The organism is Bacteroidia bacterium (genome assembly GCA_026932145.1).
Lineage (GTDB): Bacteria > Bacteroidota > Bacteroidia > J057 > JAIXKT01 > JAIXKT01.
In genome coordinates this window covers 24,723-48,542 of record JAIXKT010000055.1, presented here as the reverse complement: position 1 = coordinate 48,542, position 23,820 = coordinate 24,723, and the positions used below count along the sequence as shown (strand labels likewise).

Genomic DNA, 23,820 nt, shown 5'->3' with positions numbered 1-23,820 from the left:
GCTACATTTGGTTATGGATATTTCTCCATTTTTTGAAAAACTTCCGGAGGATATTTACGGAGATTCTTTTTTAGGAAAATACTGTATTGGGGGCGTTATAGAGTCGAATAGCTTATCGGCGGGTTTTCCAGATTGGCTGTATGCGGATGTCGTTATAGTAGGTTTTCCGGCTGCTTACGGCTCTGTATCCAGCGGAGCTTCTGCGCAAGCTCCCAATATCGTAAGACACTATTTGGCAAACTTAGCCCTGCCGGCTAAAAAAATATCTATCGTAGATTTAGGAAACTTAAAGCAATATGAATCAGAAGATTCTTTTCATCAGGCAGTTATAATTGTTTTAAGAACACTTTTAAGAGCCAATAAAGTCATCATTCAGTTGGGTGGTACGCATGATCTTGCTCTTCCGCAATATTTAGCTTTTGAAGAAGCAGAACGTGCCGTAAATTACGTAACAATCGATTCTCGCTTAGATGCCTATGATTCAGAGTTTGGCTTAACCCATTTTACACATCACAATGCGATGTTTCGCCAGAAACCTAACTTTTTACGTGAATTTACGGTTATTGGTGGGCAAAATCATTATTTGACTATACCGGAGCAGGAATTTATCAAGCAGTTAAATATTAATTGGTTACGCTTAGGAGATCTTTTATCGAATTTAACTAAGGCAGAGCCTTACTTTCGCCATGCGGATATGCTTAGTGTAGATATGAGTGCCGTGCATAGTGCAGATGCTCCTGGAGTAAACCATCCTTCGCCGGCAGGCTTTACCGTAGAGCAATTCTGCCAGTTAGCTCGCTATGCGGGTGTTGCTTATCATCTTGAATCAGTAAGTATTCATGAAATCAACCCGGTTAAAGATATTAATGACCAAACCAGCCATTTAGCGGCACTTTTTATCTGGTATTTTATAGAAGGTTTTTACAACCGTATTCATGATAAACCCGATGCAGCACGAGATAATGTAAAAACCTACCGTGTTCAACTGAGTGGCTCTAATCCCAAAGAAATTATCTTTTTAAAACATGAACGAACCAATCGTTGGTGGATGGAAGTGCCTTATCCCAAAAAGAATCCTAAGGCTTCAGACCGCTTTGAGTTAGTTCCTTGCCACCCTACGGATTATGAAACAGCATGCCAAGACGAAATTCCGGAACGCTGGTGGCATACCCAATACCGTTTAGCCGGTATGCATTCACACTAAGTATGTTATCTAAGCCAAAATCTGTTTATATCACTTTATTGCGACCTAAACAGTGGACTAAAAATATCTTTGTTTTTGCGGCTGTTTTCTTTAGTTTTCATTTAGAAGCTGGCTTATGGCTAATTGCAGCCCTTGTTTTTGGTGCTTTTTCAATGTTATCAAGCAGTTTTTATGTAATTAATGACATCTTGGATAGAGATGAAGATGCTCAACATCCAATCAAGAAACTACGCCCGATAGCCTCCGGAAAAGTTTCAGTTCAGATTGCATGGGTTATCGCTATTGTTTTGTTAATAACCTCATTAATAGGTTCTTTTAGCTTAAATTTTTATGTAGGAATAATTTTATTAGCGTATGCTTTTTTGCAGGTTGGGTATAATCTTTGGTTTAAAAAAGTACCGCTATTAGATATTTTAGCGATTGCTTCGGGTTTTGTTTTGCGGGCATTTGCCGGTTCCTTAGCTACGGGCATTGGGCTTTCAAACTGGTTTTTACTATCCATAGCAATGCTTTCACTTTTTTTAGCCATTGAAAAACGAAAAGCAGAGCTTGCGCTAACCTATTTCGGCCATTCCATAGCCCGAAAAACGTTACAGTTTTATTCCAAAGAGTTATTAGAAAAATTAGAAACAATCACCATAACAGCTTTATTAGTAGCTTATATGCTTTGGAGTTCCGGCCCTACCTTACAAGGAGCACCTACTTCGTGGCTAATGCTTACACTACCAATTGTCCTTTATGGCGTATTCCGGTACTTTATGCTAAGTAGCTCAACAGGAACTTTAACTGCCGAAAAACCGGAAGATATATTATTTGCAGATAAACCAATTTTCTTCACCGTTCTGCTCTGGATTCTAACTACGGTTACTATTTTATGGGCACATCACAAACAATTCATTTGATAATGAATACATTAAAGATACTCACAATCATAATTGCTATTTTGTTTGTGATAGGCTGTGAGCCAGAAAACAAGCAGCAAATCCTTCAGGATATAAAAGATAAAGACTTTTTGCAGGAATCATTTAAGGTTACTTACTATTATTCAGATTCTGCAATTATGAAAGCCAAAATAACTACTCCGCACTTAGTGGAGAAAAAAGTTGGGCAAGATATTCAAACAGAGGCGAATAGAGGAATCAAAATAGAGTTTTATACTCCCTCAGGAGCTATTGAAAGCTATCTTGTGGCAGATAAAGCGCGATTATACAACGAAAAATCTATCGGGGAAGCATCCGGAAATGTTATTGTCTATAATGACAAACAAGAAAAATTAGAAACCGAAAAACTTATCTGGGAGCAACATAAGAACATTTTGCACACCAATTCTTTTGTTAAAATCACCACTCCCAAAGAGGTAATCTTTGGGGAAGGTTTGGAGTCTAACACAACTTTTACAAAATATAAAATCTTTAAAATCAAGGGAACGCTTACTATTCAGGAATAAATTTGTGTAGCCACAAAAACATCACGCCAGTCTTTCCATTCAAAAAAATTACTCAGCGTTTCCGGGTGAATCAATAACCTAAAAACGCCTCCAACTTCCTGAATATCAGTACGTAATTTTAATAAATCTTCTTTTGCCTGTTGAGGAGTTCGTGCCATATCTTCCAGCAAAGTTCTATCCATAGCTATAGTCGGATGAATCTGAAGAGAGGTAGTTTCCTCTTTTTGAATATCATACCAAAAGAATGGCCTACTGGTGCTGTATTTGTAGCCAATAACAGTTGGCAAACAAGCAGTAAATTCTTCCCTAATTCCTACAGAAATCAAAGTTCGGTAGGTAGCAGGAAGTCTATAACGCAAATAATGTTGACGGCTATTCGTAACTTCTTTATTAAGAATGTTTTGAAGTTGAAGATATTCATCTTTGATGTAGCTGCCGTCAATTGTGTTATAGCTCGGGTGAATCCCCACAGAATAACCCCGTAAGGATAAATCTCGAATTTTCTGTATTAGTGGTTGAAAATCAGGACTATAAAAACTATCTCGCGGATGCTTGTTGGATAGTAAAACAAAAAAACGCAGTGTTTCAGGGTTTATTTTGAATAATATTTCCCATGAAACTTCGTACGGATCTTGGCCGGTATAAAGATATTTTAACAGCAATTGAATCCGCTCAATATCTTGTTGAAAAATAGCAGCAAGAAATTTTTTAGATAGATTCAAAAAACCTCGTTTACGAAAAGCAAATAGATGATCTATATCGCAGGTTATTTCCTGCTTAAATAAGGGTTTCTGAATTTGAATTTCAGGCCATTTTAAATGAATTTTTTCTGCTAAATAATTGACCCACAAATCAATATATGGTTTTTGGTAAAAACCTGTGTGTTCAATAGCCTTAAAGTCATACCGTTCAAATTTATCATAACTTGGTTTTACATAGTTTACGTATTCTGTTAATAACCAGAAAGAAACGCTAAACCAATCAAAAGAGTCTGGATTTTTATCTGCCAGATTGGGCAATAATTCCGGTAGGTGCTTTGTTTCTCCGGATTCAAACAGAACCGGAGAAAGTTCAGGAAGCTGAATTTGGTTAGGATATTCTTGGTGGGTGCTGTTCAGTATGCGTGAGTTGGTTTCGGGAGAAGTTGCCGGAATAATTTCAACAGAAGACCAACTTGCAAACAAGGTTTGAGCTAAATAACTGATACGCGGAGTTATTTTAGGAACCAGCCAGTAAAGAGTCTGTTTTTGCTCCAAGTGTAATTTTTTGAAAATTAACTAAATTCAGGTCAAATTTACCACAACGCTCACAACCATTAAAAAAATGATTTTGATGCAGTTGCAGTCGGATTTCTTGCCATTTTTCTCCATCCCAAAATTCTTTAAAAGAGTTTTGGAAAAGAGAGCCAATTTTAAGCAATTTGTTGGGATTGCAGCAAAACAATACTTCGCCGGCGGCTGTGATTCTGGCATAAAAATATCCCGCACTACAGCCGATTTTTTCTATCGGAAAAGATGTAGCCGTTTCTCCCTGCAATGCAGATGCTAATGTATCTAAATTTGTTTTGATATTAAGTTGTTTAGCAATTTGGGTTAGGTGAGGTATTTCCTGTAATAAACTTTCCTTTATAGGTTCTGTGATAGCAACGGCTTGGGTTTCTGCTGCAATACTCATCAATTTGAATTGCACATTTGCCCGCAAGGTAGCAGCAAACTCAAGAAATTGGCTTAATAAGTGTGCGTTGATGCGGCAAATCACAAAAACCAGTTTTAGTTGTTTGGTAGTTTCGGAAAGTTGCTCCAAAATAGACTTAAACTTTTCAAAATCTACGGCTGTCCGGTTATGATGAAAATTTATGTATGACTTAGAATCTACTGCGGAGCAGTTTGCTAAAATAGTGTCTATCTGTAGATTTTTGAAAGAGACTACATCACGAACCAGCGATAAGTTGCTGATTAGTGTAGTTTTAAGTTTATTTTGGTGAATGAGTTGAACAGCTTCTTCAAATTCAGGATAAGCAAGCGGGTCTCCGCCACCGGTCAAAATAATCCGTTCTACTTGCATATCTCGGAGTTGGCTAAATAATGTTGGTAAAAGTTCAAAAGATAGATGCTGCTTTTTCCAAGAGATAGTAGGCTTTGTGTTCGTTAGCAAAGGTGAATAGCTCCAGCACGTAACGCAGCTTAGGTTACAAGCATTGGTCAAAACAACGGCAACTGATTTTGGGCCTAATGTGGGCAAATTATTACCAGACCAGTCAATCAGACGTTGCTCCATCCAAAAGATATTCAGGAAATTGATGTATCAGAGGCAAAAGACAATCCGAAGGTATAAATGCCGGATTATGATGATAACCTATTATGGATAAATGAGTTAAAAAAGGTTCAAGATGTTTGTAATAGGTATGTGCAGAAGCGTGTGCAAAGAAAGATGTATCATGAAAAACGGTTAAATTCTTTGGAATCTCAAACGTTGGTTTTGATAAAGATTCAACGATAGTGGTAGTGCCAATATCTCCAGAATACGCAATGGCGGTATCTCTTTCTTGAAAATAATATCCATAAGTTTGCATTTTCGGTAAGTGTTCTCCAAAAGTATCCCAGTATTTAGCACCGGAAATGGTAGAAAGTTCCTCAAATTCTACAAAAATTTTGGGATCAATCAGGGCATTTTTGAGAAAATCATTCAAGATAAGGTACATTTTCGGGTCGGGAAAAAGCACCGTAGTTTTGCGGCCGGCTAAAAAGTATAAATGGAAAATGAGTGTTGTAAGGCTTCCTACGTGGTCATCATGCAGATGGGTAATCAACACTGCATCAATTGTTTCTACTAAGTTTAGTTGCCGTAGTTTGGGATAAACAGCATAGCCGCAGTCTATCAGAATTGTTTTTTCGTGAACATTAAGTAATGCGGAAGAGTTTCCTTGTTCTATGTCGAATGCTCCTCCAGTACCAATAAACTGGATTTTCACAATGCTATTGTTTCAGTGCCCGTACGGTAGTTTTTTGCCCATTATTCCAGACAATAGTGATTAAGATAACGCCTCCGTGTGGTGCTACTAATGGGAATAGTTGGGAATCACCAAGGTCGGATTCAAAGCTAAATTCTCCCAGATTTTTGCCGGAAAGGTCTGTAATCAAGATATTTCCGCGGTCTCCTCCGGCTGATAAACCGGTTACTGTAATACCTCTCTCTGTCCAAGTAATAATTGGGAGTAGGTTATTTCCGGCACTCATCTCAATTATATCATAGAAGCGTGTGGTGCCGTTTATATCTGTTTGGCTTAAGCGATAATAATTTTTGCCATGAGCGGGATCCGGATGTAAAAAAGAATAATGCTTTCCTTCATCGGTAGTTCCTTGTCCTTTAACTTGACCTATTCCGCTAAAATGCTCTCCGTCTGTGCTGTGCTGAATGGTATAAAAGTCATTATTCACTTCCCATGCTACATCCCAAGCTATCAGTGCACCTTGCGGGGTAGGTTTTGCGGTAAATTTTAATAATTCTACGGGTAGCACACATTCAGTAAGTAGGCTTGATTTGTATAAGTAGCTGAAACGGGCACCGGTACGGTTAAATACAAAGGCGGGGTCTGTATCATATTGTCGTTTAGCGCGGTTCACTGCGCCGTTAAGTGCACCTCTATTCCAGCGAATATCGTCAGGAGCGGGATAAGCAGCACCGGAACGGTTTTCCCATAAAACTTCTAAATTATCGGTTCCATTATAGGAAAAAGAGTTTACAGCACCATTATTGGTGTTGAAATTAATGGTTTTAGCACCTTTATTGGCAAAATTTATATTACCATCAAAGACTTTAGTGAAGCCGACAATTCCGGGATGTGTTGCATCAGCATAGTTTCCTGCGGTTGAATGTCGCAGATAAATACGCTGGTTATTAAACGTCCATGTTCCGGTAACAGGGTTATCCAAAAAAATAGTTATAGAGGTTATGGTACGGGCTGAACCCACCTCTGCTTTTAGGATAAGGTTTGCAGCCCAGCTATATCCTGCACCTGTACCGGTTACTATTGGAAAGTCTTGTGTTGTTAGACCCCCTGTAATACACTGACTAAAAACAACCTGAGTAAAAAATACACAAACTAATCCGTATCCAAATAAAACTTTCCGTAACATATTTGCAAAGATTTGCAGTAAATATACATATTTTTTTATGATTTAGTCCAAAAAACCTTTATTTTGAAATGAAATACGTGTTTGGCCGGTGTTGAACCAATCTGTGAAAAAATCTTTTATCATTTTTTTTTCACGATATTGTTTAAGGAGTGTTTCGATTTCTTTTTTCAAGATTCCTTCGCCTTTCCCATGAATAATGAGCATACTGCTTGGGATTCCGTGCGCAAAAGCTGCCTCTATAGACTTTTGGAAATAGTGTAATTGATAATGGATTGGCGCGGCATTAGATCGTTTTAGCTCTTTTTTTAGCTCGTCAGGAAGTTTCTCTATGTGTAAGTCAATTACGTCCGAAGGTATTGGAATTGAATTTTCTTGTGCTTGTTGTAGGTTTTTCTGCCATTTTTGTTTGTTCCATTCTTCGGTTTGTGTTGTTTGGTGTGAAATTGTACTCCGTTCATTTAAAATCGGAATAATAATCATTGGTTTTGAGGATGTTAAGGTCATTTTGGGTTCTTTTCGTAAGAAGGCTTCCTTGAATTTGAATTGGTAATATCCGTCAGAAATATCGTGAATAGGGTTTGCAGGATGAGCTATCCAACGTATAGTCCAAATTGGAACTGAACTGATTTCTTGTAAAGTTAGTGTAGGTAAGGTGATTTTGGTAAATGGGTTTAAGGTGGTGTGTATTAGTGGCCTATAACCTGAGGGGATTTCGGCCACTATTGAAACCAATATTAAATCCGGAGTTTCATTTAGCAAATAGGATAGGATATATTGATTTTCTAATTCGAGGGATAAACAAAAGCCAACCGGAGGGATTTTGCTATCTTGAAACTGTACCTTATCCTGCGGAATAACTTTAGAAGATGTTATCAAAACTAAATTGGATAAAGAAATAGTTTGTTCAAAGCCGTCAATCAGAACGATAGCAGTGCTATTTTGGAATATTTTTTGGATAGTGCCTTCGCCTGATTCGTGAAGCAAGCGAACTTTATCTCCGGGTTGAAACATAGTTATTTAGGTTATTTAGCGATAATTTCAAATTCTGTTCGGCGGTTTTTCATTCTTCCTTCGGGAGTGTTGTTATCTGCAATGGGTTTAGTGCCTCCGAAGCCCTTGTATTTAAGCTGGTTTGGGTTTACGCCTTCGTCAATCAATTTATCTTTGACGGTACGGGCGCGATCTTCTGATAATTTTAGGTTATGCTCTGCTGACCCGCCTCGGTCAGTATGGCCGTTAATCTGGATAATCAATCCTGCATGAACTTTTAGATATAATGCTATTCGAGATAGGGCAATAAGCGATTGTTCGGTAAGTTTGGCACTTGTTGGTTCAAAATTAATATCTTCCAAAATTATTTTAGCGTGTTCTGTGATTTTATTTAGCGGAACATCTAATACATAATCATTTGCTTCTAATTTTGGGATACTTATGTAGGTTTCAAAGGGGAGGTAGTTATCGTTATCAACGATTATTTGGTATTGACCTCTTAGTAGTGGAGTGTTGTAGTTACCGGTTGAAGAAGAGTTAGTAGATATAGTTTTTTCTCGAATTAAATCATTGATTTTAAATTCAGTAGGTATAGGTTTGTTGCTTGCTTTATCGTAAACACGTCCGCGCAAGATAAATTGTTGTGGAGGGGTATCTGGTTTTGCGGGGCGTTTGTTGATGATTATTTTTCGGATACAGTAGTTTTTTTTGTCGGTAACGTATAGGTTTCCTTTTTTATCGAGGCAAATATCAACAGGTTCATTGAAAGCAGCTTCATTGCCGTCTCCGTCATTCCAGCCGGGCATTCCGGTGCCGGCTACAACGGAAACCACTTTTTTGTAGATATTGACACAGATGATGGAAGAGCTACCGGCATCTGCAATGTAGATATTTCCTTCTGGGTCGGCAGCTACTCCGCCGCCAAAGCTACCTTCTGAATTGGCAAAGTTTAAATTTACCAAACCATTGGTGCTGTCCTTTAATCCTTCAAAGTTAGGGAGCACAACTGTTGTTACTTTTCCGTTTAGCCCTACTTGCCGAACTGCGCGGTTTCGGGAGTCTATCACATATAACTTTTGGGATTTATCAATGCAGATAGCTATTGGGCTGTTAAACGAGGCTGATTTTCCGATTCCATCTTGGAATCCGGATGTACCATTGCCGGCAAGGGTAGATACCATTCCGGCAGGTGTTATTTTGCGGATAGCGTGATTTCCGGTTTCTATAACATAGACATTTCCAGCTTGGTCAATAGTGCAGGCCATAGGAGAGCTAAGCATGGCAGCATTGCCCGGCCCATCTACATAACCCGATTTACCCGGAATCCCAGCTACGGTGGTAACTTTTCCCGTAGAATCAATTTTTCTAACACAGTGATTAAAATGATCTGCTACATATAAGTCTCCATTTTTAGCTGAACACATACCTATTGGGTTGTTAAACTGTGCTTGCGAGGAGTTGCCGTCTGCATAACCAGCCATTCCGTTTCCGGCTAAGGTAACAACCAGCCCGCTTGGGGTAACTTTCCGAATCGCATTCGCATAGTCATCAGAAACATAAACATTGTTATTTATATCCACACAAATCCCATTTGGGAAACCAAAGCGGGCAATTCCCCCCGGACCATCTGAAAAACCTTTTGTGCGCGAACCGACAAATGTAGATACCGAATACGTCTGAGCTATGCTAACAATCCCTTGAACAGCAAATATAACAAACCAAAGAACTTTCCGAAAAAACATATTTTGGACAAATTTACGTAAAATGATACATCTGATTACCAAATCAATTTGGTAATCAGATGTTATTCTTTGGTTTTAAGGGGAGTATCCGGTTCTTGAGCTAATATATGCAGAACTTTTTTATCCATCCACTTAGAAAACCATTTGTTGAGAAACACTGTTAATTTGCCTTGTGTAGTCAGGATAATACTGTGTTTTCGTTTTTGTTGTGCTTTAAAGACGGCTTCGGCAACGGCTTCTGCACTCATCATATTGGTTTCATCTCGGGGGCTTTCTCCTTGCTGGGAACCCTGTGCATTTAGCGCAACTTTACGAATATTGGAAGCTGTGAATCCCGGACTAACCGTAAGAACGTGTACTTTATCTGGCAATAGCTCTGCTCGAATGGCTTCTAAAAAGCCATTCATGGCAAATTTACTGGCAGAATATCCGCTCCTGGCAGGTAGTCCTCGATGTCCGGCAATTGATGAAATCCCGATAATGCTCCCCTGTGTCTTCTGTAAATATGGTAAGGCAAATTTAGTGCAGTAAACCGATCCCCAAAAGTTAATATCCATAACCTGATGCAATACTTCCAGCGAAACATCTTGAAACAAAGCCCGCATACTAATTCCGGCATTGTTAATCAAAGTGTCTATTCGGCCAAAACGTTCGATTGTTTGCCTGATTAATTGCTGGCAATCATCCATCTGACTAACATCGCAAGTTACTAATAAAGAATCAGTAGGGAGCAGTTCGGCAGCTTTTTGTAAGCGTTCAATATTCCGAGCGGCTAACGCTAATTTGTATCCAGCGTGTGCATATCGTTCTGCCAAGGCTTTGCCAATGCCACTGGAAGCTCCCGTTATTACAACTACCTTTTGGGTTATCATCATACTTTTACCACAAAATTAAGCAACGTTATGAAGCTGCTATTTCATGATTTTTACAGCTATGTTTAGGTTTTTATCGTTTATAATTAGTTGTTAGGCTACTTTTTGAGGTGGAGTTTCTAAAATAGGAAGTTCTACGATAAAGGTAGTTTTACCCGGTTGGCTTTCAACAGAGATATTTCCCTGATGCTTTAGGATGATTTTTCTGCAAATATCTAATCCTAAGCCGCTTCCTTCGCCTTGTTTTTTCGTTGTGAAAAATGGTTCGAATATCTTGGCAGCGATGTCCTGCGGAATACCCGGGCCGGAATCCGTTAGTTTTGTAATTATCTTATTCCCAAATCGTTGAATAGAAATATCCAACGTTCCTTTGTTATCCATAGCTTGTATTGCGTTATGAATGATGTTTGTCCAGACTTGGTTAAGTTCATCCGGCAGGCACCATATCATCGGTGTTGACTCATCAAAGTCTGTATGAACTTCTATGCCGTATTTTAGTTGGTTATGGTAAATGGTAAGGACTGTTTCCATATTTTCGATAATATTTGCCTGAACAAATACATCGTCAGATTGGCGATGAGAGTAGCTTTTGAGGGCAAATACTATTTTTTGGGTTTTGGCAATGGCTAACTTTATGTTGTCGAGGTTTAGGCGTAGTTTTCCGATAACGGTAGCAGTATCAATAAGTTCAGTAGAATTGGGGTCTTTCAGTAGGATTAAAAATGGGTCTAAGTTGTCTATCAAGCCGATTTTGGCAAGTTGGGCGGCTAAATTAGCGGCGTTTTCAACTTGATTATTTTCTAAATATTCTGTAACTGATTTTTTATATTGTCTTTCTTCCCGGCTGGTTAGTGAGCCGGAAAAGCCCATGGTTCGTTCTATTAATTGAAAAAACAGCTGTTCTTTGGATGAATCCATACTTCGAACCAAAAACGGCAGTTTTTGTAAAATCACCGGCAATGATTTATCAATATTTCCGGCAGAAGCATTGATAGCACCGATTGGAGTATTGATTTCGTGGGCTACACCGGCGATTAACTGCCCTAATGAAGCCATTTTTTCTGACTGAATGAGTTGCGCTTGTGTGTTTTGTAGCTGAGTATAAGCCTCTTGAATAGTTTGATTTTTTTTCTCTAATAAATCTCTGCTTTTTTCAACTTCAACTTTTTGTTTTTCAATTTCTTCTTTTTGTTTAGCAATTTCGCGGGTACGTTCTTTTACTGTTTGCTCCAACTTCAAGTTTGCAGATACTAATCGCTGGCTGTTTACTCGAACAACTATATAAACAATGAGTGAAAGCAGTAAAAAGTAGCAGATATATGCCCACCAAGTTAAATACCAAGGAGGAGAAATCTTAAAATAATATGTAATCTCCTGACTAATAGCTCCATAAGCGTTTTTGGAACGAATCCGTAATAGATAATCACCAGAACTTAAATTGGTGTAGGTAATTTTGGAATCCTTGCTCCATGCTGACCAACCGTTATCATTACCTTCTAAAAAGAGTTGAAATTGAGTGCCTTTTTCGTTTTCAAAGGAAGGTATTCCGTATTCAAACATCAAACTATTTTGAGAAAACAGTAATTCAGGAATGAATTTTGGAGATTGAGTATAGCTTGCTTTTTCGTCTTCGGTTTTATAGTAGCCGTTAAAGATAGCTATACCGGATGCCGTAGTAACTCTGGTGATTACGGGTAAGAGTACCGCATTTGAGACATTAATACGAGAATTATCCAAACGGAATATTTGGTCGTTAATGGCTATCCATTGAATATTTTTGTCATCAATATAAAAAACAGTTGGTTTTTCTTGTAGAATATTTGCCGGTGAAATAGGGTTGATTTTTGGGTCAGCTTTTAGATTCCCGTCAATAGAGAATACTCCGGATTCTTGAACCGTCCATACATCTGTGTTTGAGCCTTGAACAAGGTCAGCTACTTTAGAAAAAGCTATTTTGTTTAACGTATTTAGGGGGACGAACTTACCGCCGTTGTATTCATAAAATCCGTTTTCTGTTTTAAAGATAACTTCTTTATTAATGAGTTTTATTTCTACTTTTCCTTCGGGCAAGCCGTCATTTTGCCCAAATTTTTGGGCTGAAAAGTTTTTTCCGTTAGGTTTTAGCAAGATAGCACCTTGATAGCTTGTTCCAACCCAAATATCTCCTGCGGGGGTTTCGCAGAACGAAAATGATTCTTCGGTAACTTTGGGAATATCTGTTTTGATACCGGTAGAAGGGTCTATGACCCAAATTCCTTTGAAATGGCTTGCTAATAACATTCCATTTTGGGCTGAACTTCCTATTGATAGGCATAGTTCATTGGGAAGCACGAACCGGATAGCTCCATTGTTGATTTCAATCAAGCCTTTATTGCTGGCTGCATAAAGTTTTCCGTTAAATATCCGTAGCGAGCGACATTCTGTGTTGATTCCGGAAATTCGGCGAAAAATACCGCCGTTCTGCTCAAAAATCCCTTGACTGGTAGCTGCATAAATTAAGTTATTAAAGGAAACCATAGAGGCTACCTTACCTTCTATACCGGTTAGTTGGGTAATCGGGATATTCAGCCCAATTCTGGCTAATCCTTTAGAATATGCTATCCATAAACCACCTTGTTTATCTGTATAAACATAGTAAATATCGTTATCTGGGAAACCTGTTTCTTTGGTAAATGTTTGTAATACCTGACCGGATAATGAAACCACATAAACTCCGCCTAACATTGTGGCTACGGCAAATTGGTTACCTTGCATTGGTGCAACTTCATAAATGATAGCACTTTTTAAAATATTATCAATTGGGGTGGTAATCGCAGTTGCTTGATTTGCCGTGAATTTAAAGAGACCTGCGGTAGCAGTGGCGATTATTTTTTCGTTTCCTACGGTTTTAATGGCTGTTATTTCTTTGTCTTTAAAGAAATCGCCACCATGGGCTGGTTTTAGCCCATTAGAAGTCGCCTCACAAAGTCCTACTCCGCGTTGATGTATGTATAATTTCCCATCCATCAACCCTGCTCCGGTTAGGCCGTCTTGTTCAAATTTCCAAGTCGTTAGGTTAAATAGCCCCCCGGATTCCGTTGCCTTAACTAACATAAACTCTGAAATAAACCATATAGCACCGTCTGTACAGTAAACCTTATCAAAGTCTTTCACCAAGACTTGGTCTTGTTTAGGTAATAATTTTCGGATAGATTGGTACAATAAACTTCCGGTGGAGTCTATTTTTAACATTCCAAAATCTCCTTTACAGCCTACGAAGATTCGGTTGTTTTTGTCTATTGATAAAGAACGAACTGGGTTCGGGGTAGAAATTAGTTCCCAATGCTGGCCGTCATAGCTTAAAACGCCGTCATTATTAGCTGCATAAACAACTCCGCGTGCGTCTTGGGTAATCCACCAAACTAACTGGTGTGCCTTGTATTCTTTGGGTGAATAGTATTGTTGGTACGGTTTTCCAAGTTGGGCAGTTGTGCTAAAATTTGAGAAAATCAATATTCCAATACTAAACAGCAGTAAGCGTATTTTACTCATAAGACTACATATTAATAGTTACCAAATTAAACCGTAAAACTATTTGGATAAAATCCATTTTGCAAGCTACTTGGAAAAAATGTGCATCTTTCGTGGATAACTCGAAGCCCCCAACTTTTTACGTAGCTAAATATTATCGATTCAGAATTATCTCTTGATAATTTTTAATTTTTAATTTTTAATTCGATAATTTGCAACTAACTAATTAATAGCATATTACGATGTAAATAAATTTAATCTTTGAACTTGTTCAAGCCTGAATAAGTTGTAGGTAAGGTTTATGATCCCTATTATTCCTGTTGCTCTTGCTACTCCTACAGATTTTACAGCAAGCCCGTTCATACTTTGTTCCATAAAACCAAATACGTGTTCTACTCTTACTCTGGTCTTAGATTTTATCTTATTTTTTGCTTATCTCCCGTATAGGCACTGTTTCCATATAATGGTTGCCCGTTGTCGCTTTTATCCAACAAATCATCTAAAACTTGGGAGTCGTGTACTGAAGCATCTGTAACTGCGAATTTCTTGATGAATTTTTTGTTAGGTTCTCTCTAAGCGCCCAAACAGTTTTCTCACTTCGATATACTCAGTGCAACGTATCAGGTACTTTGTCGCCAGATTCCAATCCTAAGAACTTTTTAAAACTTAGCCTGTCAATATCTGAAACTCCACTTGCTTGTCGCCAAGGCCATAGTAGCGCTGTAAAATCATGATTTTAAACATCATCACAACATCATAAGGTTTCGCCCCTGCGTTGTTTTTCTTTTCTGTATTTAATAATTTAGATTCTAATGTGTTGCAAAATGCCTCAAAATCAACAATATTGCTTATTCTTTCTAAGGGATTGCCAATTGCAGACAAACGTTCAATAGTAAATTGCTCGTCAAATAATCCTTTTTGGCCATTGGTTTTATACTCTTATGATGTCATATTGTTTTCGTGTTAAATTATACGTAAATATACGTATAATTGCTTGATTAACAATGATTTAAATTATAGAATCCACCTTAATATTTTTGTAACAAAAAACACGATTTAAAAATCACAAAAAATTATTTGTTTCTTAAAAAGAATGAATTTAATATTGCGTATCATTTAAAAGTATTATTACTATTATGTTTAGAACAATTGGTTTATTAATTCTATTTTTGGGTTTTTTTACAACCCAAATGAGTGCTGCTGGAGTTTATACTCCTATTTCAAAACCTGCAAACTATGAAGTAAAAAGCCTTGAAAAAGACCCTAAAATGGTAAAAGTTGCGAAAAAAGTAACCTTTTTGCAAAAGATTGTTAAAGGAGTTAAGAAAGTTGCTTCCTTCTCAAAGGGATTAGCCATTGTACTAATGATTTTTATAGCACCTTTAGCTTGGCTTTGGGTTGGGCTTTATAGAGATTGGGATAATGCTTGGTGGATAACTCTTTTGCTATGCTTCCTATTTTTCTTCCCCGGCTGGATATTTGGGTTGATTAAAATCCTACAGAAGTAATTCAGCTTACAAGGAAATTTCGCTATTTAAGCGGTAATTTATTAAATTTGTAGCCAACCACGTACGTGGTTGGCTTTATTTTTGCTATTCATCAAATACTGTAGCCGAAAAATACGTTATTACTACATAAGCACTTATTTAAAATGAAAAATCAATCGTATCTGGTTATTTTACCGATTGTGTTAGCCTTAGGGCTTTGGTGGTTTCCAAAGTTAGCGGCATCGCCTAATGGAGATGATGATTTTCTAACTAAACTAAAAGAGAAGTTTTCTACTTTTTTCAAACAGTTACCTACCGAAAAAGTATATGTACATATAAATTCCCCTCAATTTGAGTTGGGCGAAGACATCTGGTTTCAGGTTTATGTGCGAAACACACGCGATATGAAAATCTCTGAGGAAAGCGAAATTGCCTATGTGGAGCTAATAAACCCCAAAGGGGCTGTGGAAGTAACCCGCCGTTTAGTGCTAAAAGACGGAACAGCATCCGGTGATTTTCAGCTAAGCCCAGATTGGCCGGGAGGGATATACAAAATACGCAGCTACACCAACTGGCAAAAAAACACGCCCGAAATGCCGTTCTTTGAAAAAGAAATTACCGTTCAGGATGTTGTGCTACCCCGCCTCAAAATGAAAATAGATTTTGAGAAAAAAGCTTATGGACCCGGTGATGAAGTAGGTCTGAAAATCGAAGTAAAAAAATTAGACAATAAACCATTAGAAAATGCTGCCTTTCAAAGCGTAGTATCATTAAGCGGCAAAGAATACCAACGCTTCCGCACTTCATTAGATAATGAAGGCAAAGGATTGGTGATTTTTAAATTACCCAAAGAACTCACATCTTCCGATGGTTTAGTGAATTTACTGTTTTCCCATGAAGGGCAAACAGAATCTATTTCTCGTTCGATACCCATTGTGCTGAATGATATTAAATTAAGTTTTTTTCCGGAAGGGGGAGATTTAATTCATAATGTTCCGGCGCGTGTTGCGTTTTTTGCTCAAAACCAGCATGGAAAACCTGCCGACATAGAAGGCCAGCTATTAGACAAAGCCGGTAATGTAGTAGCTTCTTTTACAAGTTTTCATTTTGGAATGGGCGATTTTTCGTTTACCCCAAACTCCCAAGAAATATATTCTGTTAAGATTACAAAGCCGGTTGGTATAACCGAGAAATATTCACTGCCGGCTATTTTGCCTGCCGGATACAGCCTGACTGCTACTCCTGAACGTACCGAAGTTTCTGTCAAAATCACCTCTCCCCGCCCGGAAACTTTACGAATCGTAATGCGTCAGCATGAAAAGATAGTTTATTCCGATGCAGTGCCCGTTTCTAACAGCCGAAACATCAGCATTCCAACAGATCAATTGCCAATTGGCATAACCGTGATTACGCTATTTGACGGTAGCGGTATCGAAAGATGCGAACGCTTAGTATTCGTTAATTCCCACAAACAACTTCAGGTAAAACTGCAGCCGGATAAACCTGATTATCAACCCAGAGAAACCGTTAAACTGACCATCCAAACCTTAGATTATCAAGGCGTTCCCGTTCCGGCAAACCTATCCTTAGCCGTTGTGGATGATAATCTACTGTCTTTTGCAGATGACCGTTCCGGTTCTTTATTGTCTAAAATGCTGTTAGAAAGTGAATTAGCTGGAAAAATAGAAGAGCCTAATTTTTACTTTGACCCTAAAGAGCCAAAGGCAGCCCAAGCACTTGACTTGCTAATGCGTACCCGCGGCTGGCGCGGATTCACTTGGAAAGCAATACAAGAAAACCCACCCACCATTTCCTATAACCGAGAATTAGCTGAAATATCCGGTACTGTGTTTGATGCTTATACCAACAAACCCCTTGCTGACGTAACCATCGAACAATTAAAAACCCCCAACAAAGCCGTTACCGGTAAAGACGGAAAGTTTACTTTCCGAAATATTGATTTGACAGAAAATCATACCTTTTCCATTAATTCAAAAGATGCCCAAAAATATTCATCTTATCAGCAGAACATCCCTTACTACACATCAAACTTAGCTTTATTTCTATATTCTCCCCGTCCAGCAGAAATGCCGATGGCAGCAGCCCCGAATAGAGGCGGTGCCGGCGGACGAAAAAGGGCTGAAATTAATGACGGTTTTGCCGGAGGTGCTCAAGACAATGATGACAAACCGATGATAGATGGAGCTGTTGAAGAAGGAATAAATAAAAAAGATCTACCGAAAAAAAATGCTAAAGCTGAAAATAAGCCTGATTTAATGCCGAATAAAGGAGATCCTGCTGCCCCCCCAAAAATTGCTAAACCCAAAGTGGAAAAAGACAAAGAGATAAATAGGGACGTACCTATGGAGGATCGAAATGAATTTGCCGATGAAGAGATGATGGAAGAAACAGTTAAGCCGAATCCTCAGCAAATTGCTTATTACCGTGCCCGAGTATTCCCAACACCTATTTATGAAGGAAAACCTGCACCGGAAGTTAGAAACGACTTCAGAAATACGATATTCTGGAAAGGCGATATTACTACAGACCGAAGAGGCATTACTACCATATCTTTTCCAACCTCAGATGCGATAACCTCTTTTCGGGCAACTATCGAAGGCTTTAGCCAAAATGGGCTTCCAGCTCATACAGAAACCGTATTTTCAAACATATTACCGCTTTCAATGAGTGTTAAAATTCCGGTAGAGGTTTCTATGGGAGACGAAATCAACCTCCCGATAACCATCAAAAACACTACCAAAAATCCGGTAACCGGAAATCTTTCTTTTGTAGTACCCAAGGCATTTTCGCTTAAATCTCCTTTACCGAACAACGTGAATGTGCCGGCAAATTCTGCCCAAACTATCTATGCTGCTTTTGTAGTTCAAAATATTGCCGGAAAAGACTTTATGGAGTTAAAACTACAAGCAAACGGCCTTGAAGATGCCTTTTCACAAAATGTATATGTTCATCCCAAAGGCTTTCCTCAGCAAATCAGCTTTTCCGGCTCAGATAAAGAATCTTCATTTTCTTTAAGTGTTCAGCAAGTAGTACCCGGAACGATGCAGGCAACCTTATCCGTTTTTCCAACAGCATTAAGTAGCATGATGGCCGGCGTAGATGCTATTTTAAGAGAACCTTATGGCTGTTTTGAGCAAACATCTTCCAGTAATTATCCAAACATAATTGCGTTGCGCTATATGAAAGAAAATAACGTAACTGATGTACCGGTAATGACCAAAGCCAGAGATTTGTTAGACCGCGGCTATAAGCGCTTAGTGGGTTTTGAAACCAAACAAAATGGTTACGAATGGTTTGGCAGTTCACCCCCCCACGAAGCCTTGACAGCATACGGACTCCTCGAATTTAAAGACATGGAACCCGTTTATGCCAGCTTGGATAAAAAAATGGTAGATAGAACAGCCAATTGGCTGCTAACCAGAAAAGACAATAAAGGCGGATTTCTAAGAGACCCCAAAGCCCTTGATTCCTTTGGCGGAGCCTCCCCAGAAATTACCAACATTTATATCGTCTATGCCTTGACCGAAGCCGGATTCGCAGATAAACTGAAAAACGAAATAGAATCTTGCTATTCCGTAGCTGAAAAAAGCGATGATCCCTACCAATTAGCTTTAATGCTGAATATCCTTGGCCAAACGAAGGATGCTCGTTATTCAAAAATATTAGAAAAAATCAAACCAAAACAAAGTATAGGTGGATCTTGGACGGGCACTTCTCATTCAATTACTCGGTCTGGTGGCGAGAGCTTAACCATAGAAACAACAGCTTTGGTTGTACTGGGATTATTTAAAAAAGACCAACCGGATGCGTTATTATTAGACAAAAGTATAAAATACATTATTGGCACCCGTTCCAATGGTGGGATGTTTGGTTCAACACAATCTACCATTTTAGCCCTAAAAGCACTCACCTTGTATTCACAGTATTCTAAAAAGACAGCTTCAAGCGGTACTGTCGAAGTTTATGTAGATAGCAAGAAAGCCGCCTCCTATTCCTACAAGGCGGGAGAGCGAGGCCCTATAGAACTGAAAGGTTGGGAAAACGCTATCACCGGAAACCACAAGATTCAGGTGAAATTCACCAATACAGAGTCAGCACTTCCCTATGAAATTTCTATCAAATATGCTTCTATTCAGCCTAAACAGCAATCGGAATGCCCAATAAAATTAGATGTGCAGGCTGCTGCCAAAACGGTAAAAGTCGGCGAAACAATGCGGGTTAAGGTTACCATCACCAATACTGTTACCAAAGGCCAACCCATGACATTAGCGATTATCGGGATACCGGGTGGTTTATCCGCACAGCCATGGCAGCTAAAAGAAATTCAGGAAAAAGGAACTGTTGATTTTTATGAAATACGTGGCCGTGAATTAGTACTGTATTGCCGCCAAATGGCTCCTAATCAAGTTAGAGAAGTCAACTTAGACCTGAAAGCAGACGTGCCGGGCAGTTATGAAGGTCCAGCCAGCCGAAGCTATTTATACTATACTCCGGAACAAAAGCAATGGATAGCCGGCCTAAGTACGTTGGTTAGTCCATAAAAGAGCCGATTGCATCCGTAAAATCATCGGTTGTGGTTCACAGAAAGTATGAAGGATTTCTGAACCACAACCGCATTTTTGTTTCCGTTAGGGCAATTACAGAAAATGCTGCACGGAATTATCGATGTACCATAAACTCAAAACTCATCTGGCTTGTAACTAAAACAAGCCGGATGAGTTTTGTTATTCAGTAGTGAAAAAATATTACGCTTTAGAACCGGCTGTATATATTTCCGTTATTATCGGCTTAGCAATATTGGCTTTTCTATTAGGAGTTCGCCAGAGGTAGATTTAACCACAATTCGGTAATGACCATCTTGAATTGCCTGTGGTAAAGATATTCTATCTTCTGTTGCCTGAGCATTAACCTCTTGAGTATAAATAGTTTTGCCGTTAAGATCAATAACGGAGATAACTGCTGAAGTTGGTAATGGTTTTTCCCAAGAGATTGAGAACGTGCCGGAAGATGGGTTGGGAAATACAGTAGTGCTGCTATTTAGGGTTAATTCTCGTCTGGAAATATTGCTGGGTTTTAAAGTGATGCTTTTTACTGTGTCTTTTTTACCGATTTCGATAGAAAGGAGTGGGAATTTATCGCTGGCGTTCCACCATTCATAAGTCGTTATGGTATCGAGGCGTGCTGCGGGTATTCCAAAAGCTGGCAGGCCAGCAACCCAATTTTGCCCAACTAACCCGCCTTTGAAGTAAGTCGAGTCCATAGAATATTCTACTTTCTTTATTCTCAGGCAGTTTGTAAATGTTCCGGCTTCAAGTACTAATGTGCCTGTGGCATCTACCAATAAGTTGCGTTTTGTATAGCGAATAATGTGTGCTGAATCAATAGCTCCTTGTGAAATTTCTTTAGCACTTGCTAAAGAATCTAAGAATACTGTGCTATCAATAAAACTTTCTCCAAAAGACAATGGAAATGTTAGGAATTTAAGTGGTTTTTTATGGCGGAAAGTAACAAACTGCCCGAGCCCGGGGTCGGTTAATGCACCTAATTGGATAGCTTCATTGTTATCTACTGATAGGAACAAAGTACCTTTAATAGTTTCTATTGCCATATTGGCATCAGGAAACTGCTCGCCTTCTACAAGGGTTATTGGGTCTTTGATAAAGACGGAGTCCACAGATTCCGTAAGGATATTTGTAAAATTCCAGTTTTGGTTCATACCGGCACTACCCGGATTTATTTGGATAATGGCACTATTTGAACCTACTCTGAATGCATCTCCTACTGATGGAAAATTAGAGCGATTTAAGGTTTGACCAGAAACGCTAACAAATGAAAAAACAATGATAATTAAGTAAAACCACTTCATAATAGCGCAAATTTAGGTAAATTTCAACATCAGCGTATTGTTTGGGATATACATCAGGAAAAGTTTTTGTCCTGCGATGTTGTGGTTTGCTGTTAAGATGATATTACATAATCTTTGTAGATGTCTGTAAGGCTGGTATAAAATTCGGTAATCATACTTTGGATTACTTCTTGGGTGGTAGGGATGTTATTGAGGAGTCCCGAAATTTGTCCGGCTTCGAGTTCTCCTTCGGATAAGTCGCCTTCAAAAATACCTTTTTTACTGCGTCCCTTTCCGAGTAGGAGTTTTAGTTCTTCGGGGGATGCATGGGATAATTCTAAGGCCGAAATTTGCTGGCTAAAAGTATTTTTTATGACCCGAACAGGAGTTAGAGTTCTTAGTATCAGGGAGGTGTCTGTTTCTTTTGCGTTACAGATTGCTTGTTTAAAGTTGGGATGTGCGCTGGATTCTTGGGTGAGGGCGAAGCGGGTTCCACATTGTACTGCGTCAGCACCGAGCGCAAAAGCGGCTAACATTGCTTTTCCGGTGGCTATTCCGCCGGCAGCAACTAAGGGAATTGTAATCGCTTGCCTAACCTGCGGGGTTAAGCACATCGTAGTTAGTTCGTCTTTACCATTATGGCCGCCGGCTTCAACGCCCTCAGCTATCACAAAATCAACGCCGGCTTCAGCAGCTTTTTGGGCAAATTTGGAGTTGGAAACTACATGGCCAACAATACATCCCATACTTTTAAGTCTTTGGGTATAAAGAGCCGGATTCCCAGCGGAAGTAACGATGATTTTTATCTGTTCTTCTTCAATAATTTTGAGTGTTTCGGGAGTATGTGCATAGTGTAGTGGTACGTTGATTCCAAATGGCTTATTCGTAGCTTGTTTACAACTACGAATATGGTTAAGTAATAATTCAGCAGGCATAGACCCTGAGCCAATCAGCCCTAACCCGCCTGCATTGGACACTGCCGAAGCTAACTTCCAGCCGCTACACCAAACCATACCTCCCTGAATAATTGGATATTGGATATTTAGTAAACAGCAAATTCGGTTTTTGGAAAAATCCAATTTTTCAAAATTATTCATGAGCAGTTGGTAAAAATACTTCGTATTCGTAATTTAAAGTTAAAGGTAGATTAGGCATTAAAGATATTGGCCATGTTATTAGATTCATATTATTCATTCCCCAACGGCTATCTTGTTTGTTAAAAGAACCTAATAATGAGCGCAATACATTTCCGGCAACTATTTTTTGCACTTCTATAGAAACTTTTTTAGCGTCCGTATTTTTTAACAGAATGGTACCTTTTATAATAACTTTATCAAAAGACTGAGTAGCCGTTTTTAGGCTTTTAACTTCTCGGCTACGTTCTTCTTCTGTAACACTAACTTCAATGCTGGGAATGGTAGCTGTTTTGAAACTTGCTTTTTGGCTAATATTCCATTGCATAAAATTTTCTTGCGAAATGGTATTTCGTTGTGCGTCTAAGACTAATAATTCTGCCGGTGGGAATGTTCGTCCGGTTTTATTTTCTGTGCGCACAACTTTATATGCGTTTATAGGTAGCTTTTTAGCTAAACGTGGGCTTTCCGGGCTAATCAAGAGTTCTGGAATTTTAACTTCAACGGCTTCTGTATGAGACATATTGATTTGCTCTAAAATAACTCTTGAATTTGAGTTAGTAGGCAGGGAAACTGTTGCGGCAGCAAAGACCTGTGGGTTACGGATGTCTAACGTCTTTTCGTTCGTTTCAATACGTGGGGTTGATAAACTTAGTACCAGTTCAGCATCTTGAAGAGCTTCGGTAGTTGTTTTTACCCAAGCCAATAGCGTAAAAACACCCTCCTTTTCGTTTAAGATTTGGTATTGATATTCCGGCTTCCAGCTATATCCTTTTTCAAGGTATTGAATAGAAACCGGAGCAAAGGTTACGTCTTTGTCTATTTCAATGGTATAGCTATCGCCCAGTATTTTTTCTTCGTAAGATAGTTTTGCATTTCCCTGAATAGATACTTGCAGAATTTGTTTTTTTCTGAGAAACATTGTGTTACCAGCGTTTTTTCTAACTGCAATAATCTCTGTTTGAGGCATATAATACAGAATTTCTCCGGTAATGACATCTACTTCATTTCCGATTTGGAAGTGTATTTCTGCTTGCGAACCTACATTAGCTTTTAAGATTTCAAAAAAGTCGGAGGCTATTGCGGGAACGGTTATGGTGTCTTTTGCTGTATATGCCTTCGTAATTTGGTATTCCGAAGTTGGAATTATCTGAAAAGTTCCCGGAATAGCTTCCGTAGGCACTTCTACTACAGCCCGATGGTCGTCAAAACGAAGAGAGCCACTTTTGATAACAGATCCAATTTGATTTCCAAAAATGCTTAGGTGAGTTACGGGTAGTTTTTGGGGTTGAGCTTTACAGAATAATGTGCTTATTAGTAACGTAACAAAAACATACAGCGTGCGGATAGTTTGTGTACTTTTTAGAAACATAGCACAAAAATAATGTTCCTTAGCTTAGGAACAAACACAACTGTGTTGATCGAAAATTGCT

At 38.8% G+C, this 23,820-nt stretch carries 16 protein-coding genes and 1 pseudogene; 5 read left to right on the top strand and 12 right to left on the bottom strand.

The window, feature by feature from the left end; genetic code table 11:
- Positions 1-13 precede the first annotated feature (13 nt).
- From LC115_12920 to lptC, 3 genes are read left to right on the top strand one after another with little or no spacing between them, the layout of a single operon-like run.
- The gene (locus tag LC115_12920) at positions 14-1,204 is read left to right on the top strand and encodes an arginase family protein (protein ID MCZ2357569.1); all 1,191 of its coding nucleotides are present in this window, start codon (positions 14-16) and stop codon (positions 1,202-1,204) included.
- 2 nt (positions 1,205-1,206) lie between these two features.
- Complete coding sequence (locus LC115_12915) at positions 1,207-2,106, top strand: decaprenyl-phosphate phosphoribosyltransferase (protein MCZ2357568.1); 900 nt, start codon at positions 1,207-1,209, stop codon at positions 2,104-2,106.
- 2 nt (positions 2,107-2,108) lie between these two features.
- Positions 2,109-2,651: an LPS export ABC transporter periplasmic protein LptC gene (gene lptC, locus LC115_12910; protein ID MCZ2357567.1), complete on the top strand. Its 543-nt coding sequence runs from the start codon at positions 2,109-2,111 to the stop codon at positions 2,649-2,651.
- Here lptC and LC115_12905 read toward each other — a convergent pair.
- The 9 genes and pseudogenes from LC115_12905 to LC115_12865 all read right to left on the bottom strand — a co-directional run bounded on the left by LC115_12905 (position 2,642) and on the right by LC115_12865 (position 14,792).
- Positions 2,642-3,907: a hypothetical protein gene (locus LC115_12905; protein MCZ2357566.1), complete on the bottom strand. Its 1,266-nt coding sequence runs from the start codon at positions 3,905-3,907 to the stop codon at positions 2,642-2,644. The genes lptC and LC115_12905 overlap by 10 nt on opposite strands.
- Complete coding sequence (locus tag LC115_12900) at positions 3,870-4,928, bottom strand: radical SAM protein (GenBank protein MCZ2357565.1); 1,059 nt, start codon at positions 4,926-4,928, stop codon at positions 3,870-3,872. The genes LC115_12905 and LC115_12900 overlap by 38 nt, the downstream gene beginning before the upstream one ends.
- Positions 4,909-5,622, bottom strand: coding sequence for an MBL fold metallo-hydrolase (locus LC115_12895; GenBank protein MCZ2357564.1), 714 nt, complete (start codon positions 5,620-5,622; stop codon positions 4,909-4,911). Before LC115_12895 ends, LC115_12900 begins: the two co-directional genes overlap by 20 nt.
- Positions 5,623-5,626: 4 nt before the next feature.
- On the bottom strand, positions 5,627-6,787 hold the full coding sequence (locus LC115_12890; protein MCZ2357563.1) for a hypothetical protein: 1,161 nt from the start codon (positions 6,785-6,787) through the stop codon (positions 5,627-5,629).
- Between the two features lie 42 nt (positions 6,788-6,829).
- Positions 6,830-7,798, bottom strand: a complete 969-nt coding sequence (locus tag LC115_12885; protein ID MCZ2357562.1) for a Smr/MutS family protein — start codon at positions 7,796-7,798, stop codon at positions 6,830-6,832.
- 11 nt (positions 7,799-7,809) lie between these two features.
- Complete coding sequence (locus tag LC115_12880) at positions 7,810-9,519, bottom strand: OmpA family protein (protein ID MCZ2357561.1); 1,710 nt, start codon at positions 9,517-9,519, stop codon at positions 7,810-7,812.
- Positions 9,520-9,581: 62 nt separating this feature from the next.
- On the bottom strand, positions 9,582-10,388 hold the full coding sequence (locus tag LC115_12875; protein MCZ2357560.1) for an SDR family oxidoreductase: 807 nt from the start codon (positions 10,386-10,388) through the stop codon (positions 9,582-9,584).
- 96 nt (positions 10,389-10,484) lie between these two features.
- Positions 10,485-13,922 carry a hypothetical protein gene (locus LC115_12870; GenBank protein ID MCZ2357559.1) on the bottom strand — a complete coding sequence of 1,146 codons (3,438 nt, stop codon included), beginning with the start codon at positions 13,920-13,922 and terminating at the stop codon, positions 10,485-10,487.
- A gap of 216 nt (positions 13,923-14,138) precedes the next feature.
- Positions 14,139-14,792 (bottom strand): annotated as a pseudogene (locus LC115_12865) (transposase).
- 245 nt (positions 14,793-15,037) lie between these two features.
- Between LC115_12865 and LC115_12860 the strand changes: the two are divergent.
- The gene (locus LC115_12860; protein ID MCZ2357558.1) at positions 15,038-15,409 is read left to right on the top strand and encodes a hypothetical protein; all 372 of its coding nucleotides are present in this window, start codon (positions 15,038-15,040) and stop codon (positions 15,407-15,409) included.
- A 143-nt stretch (positions 15,410-15,552) separates the two neighbouring features.
- Positions 15,553-19,950 carry a hypothetical protein gene (locus LC115_12855; protein ID MCZ2357557.1) on the top strand — a complete coding sequence of 1,466 codons (4,398 nt, stop codon included), beginning with the start codon at positions 15,553-15,555 and terminating at the stop codon, positions 19,948-19,950.
- Positions 19,951-20,189: 239 nt separating this feature from the next.
- On the opposite strand, the gene LC115_12850 is transcribed toward LC115_12855, so the two are convergent.
- The 3 genes from LC115_12850 to LC115_12840 form a co-directional block, all read right to left on the bottom strand.
- Positions 20,190-21,275 (bottom strand): T9SS type A sorting domain-containing protein, encoded by a 1,086-nt coding sequence (locus tag LC115_12850; protein ID MCZ2357556.1) that lies wholly within the window; start codon positions 21,273-21,275, stop codon positions 20,190-20,192.
- A gap of 92 nt (positions 21,276-21,367) precedes the next feature.
- The gene (locus LC115_12845) at positions 21,368-22,351 is read right to left on the bottom strand and encodes a nitronate monooxygenase (protein ID MCZ2357555.1); all 984 of its coding nucleotides are present in this window, start codon (positions 22,349-22,351) and stop codon (positions 21,368-21,370) included.
- Positions 22,344-23,759: a hypothetical protein gene (locus LC115_12840; GenBank protein MCZ2357554.1), complete on the bottom strand. Its 1,416-nt coding sequence runs from the start codon at positions 23,757-23,759 to the stop codon at positions 22,344-22,346. Before LC115_12840 ends, LC115_12845 begins: the two co-directional genes overlap by 8 nt.
- Between the last annotated feature and the right edge of the window lie 61 nt (positions 23,760-23,820).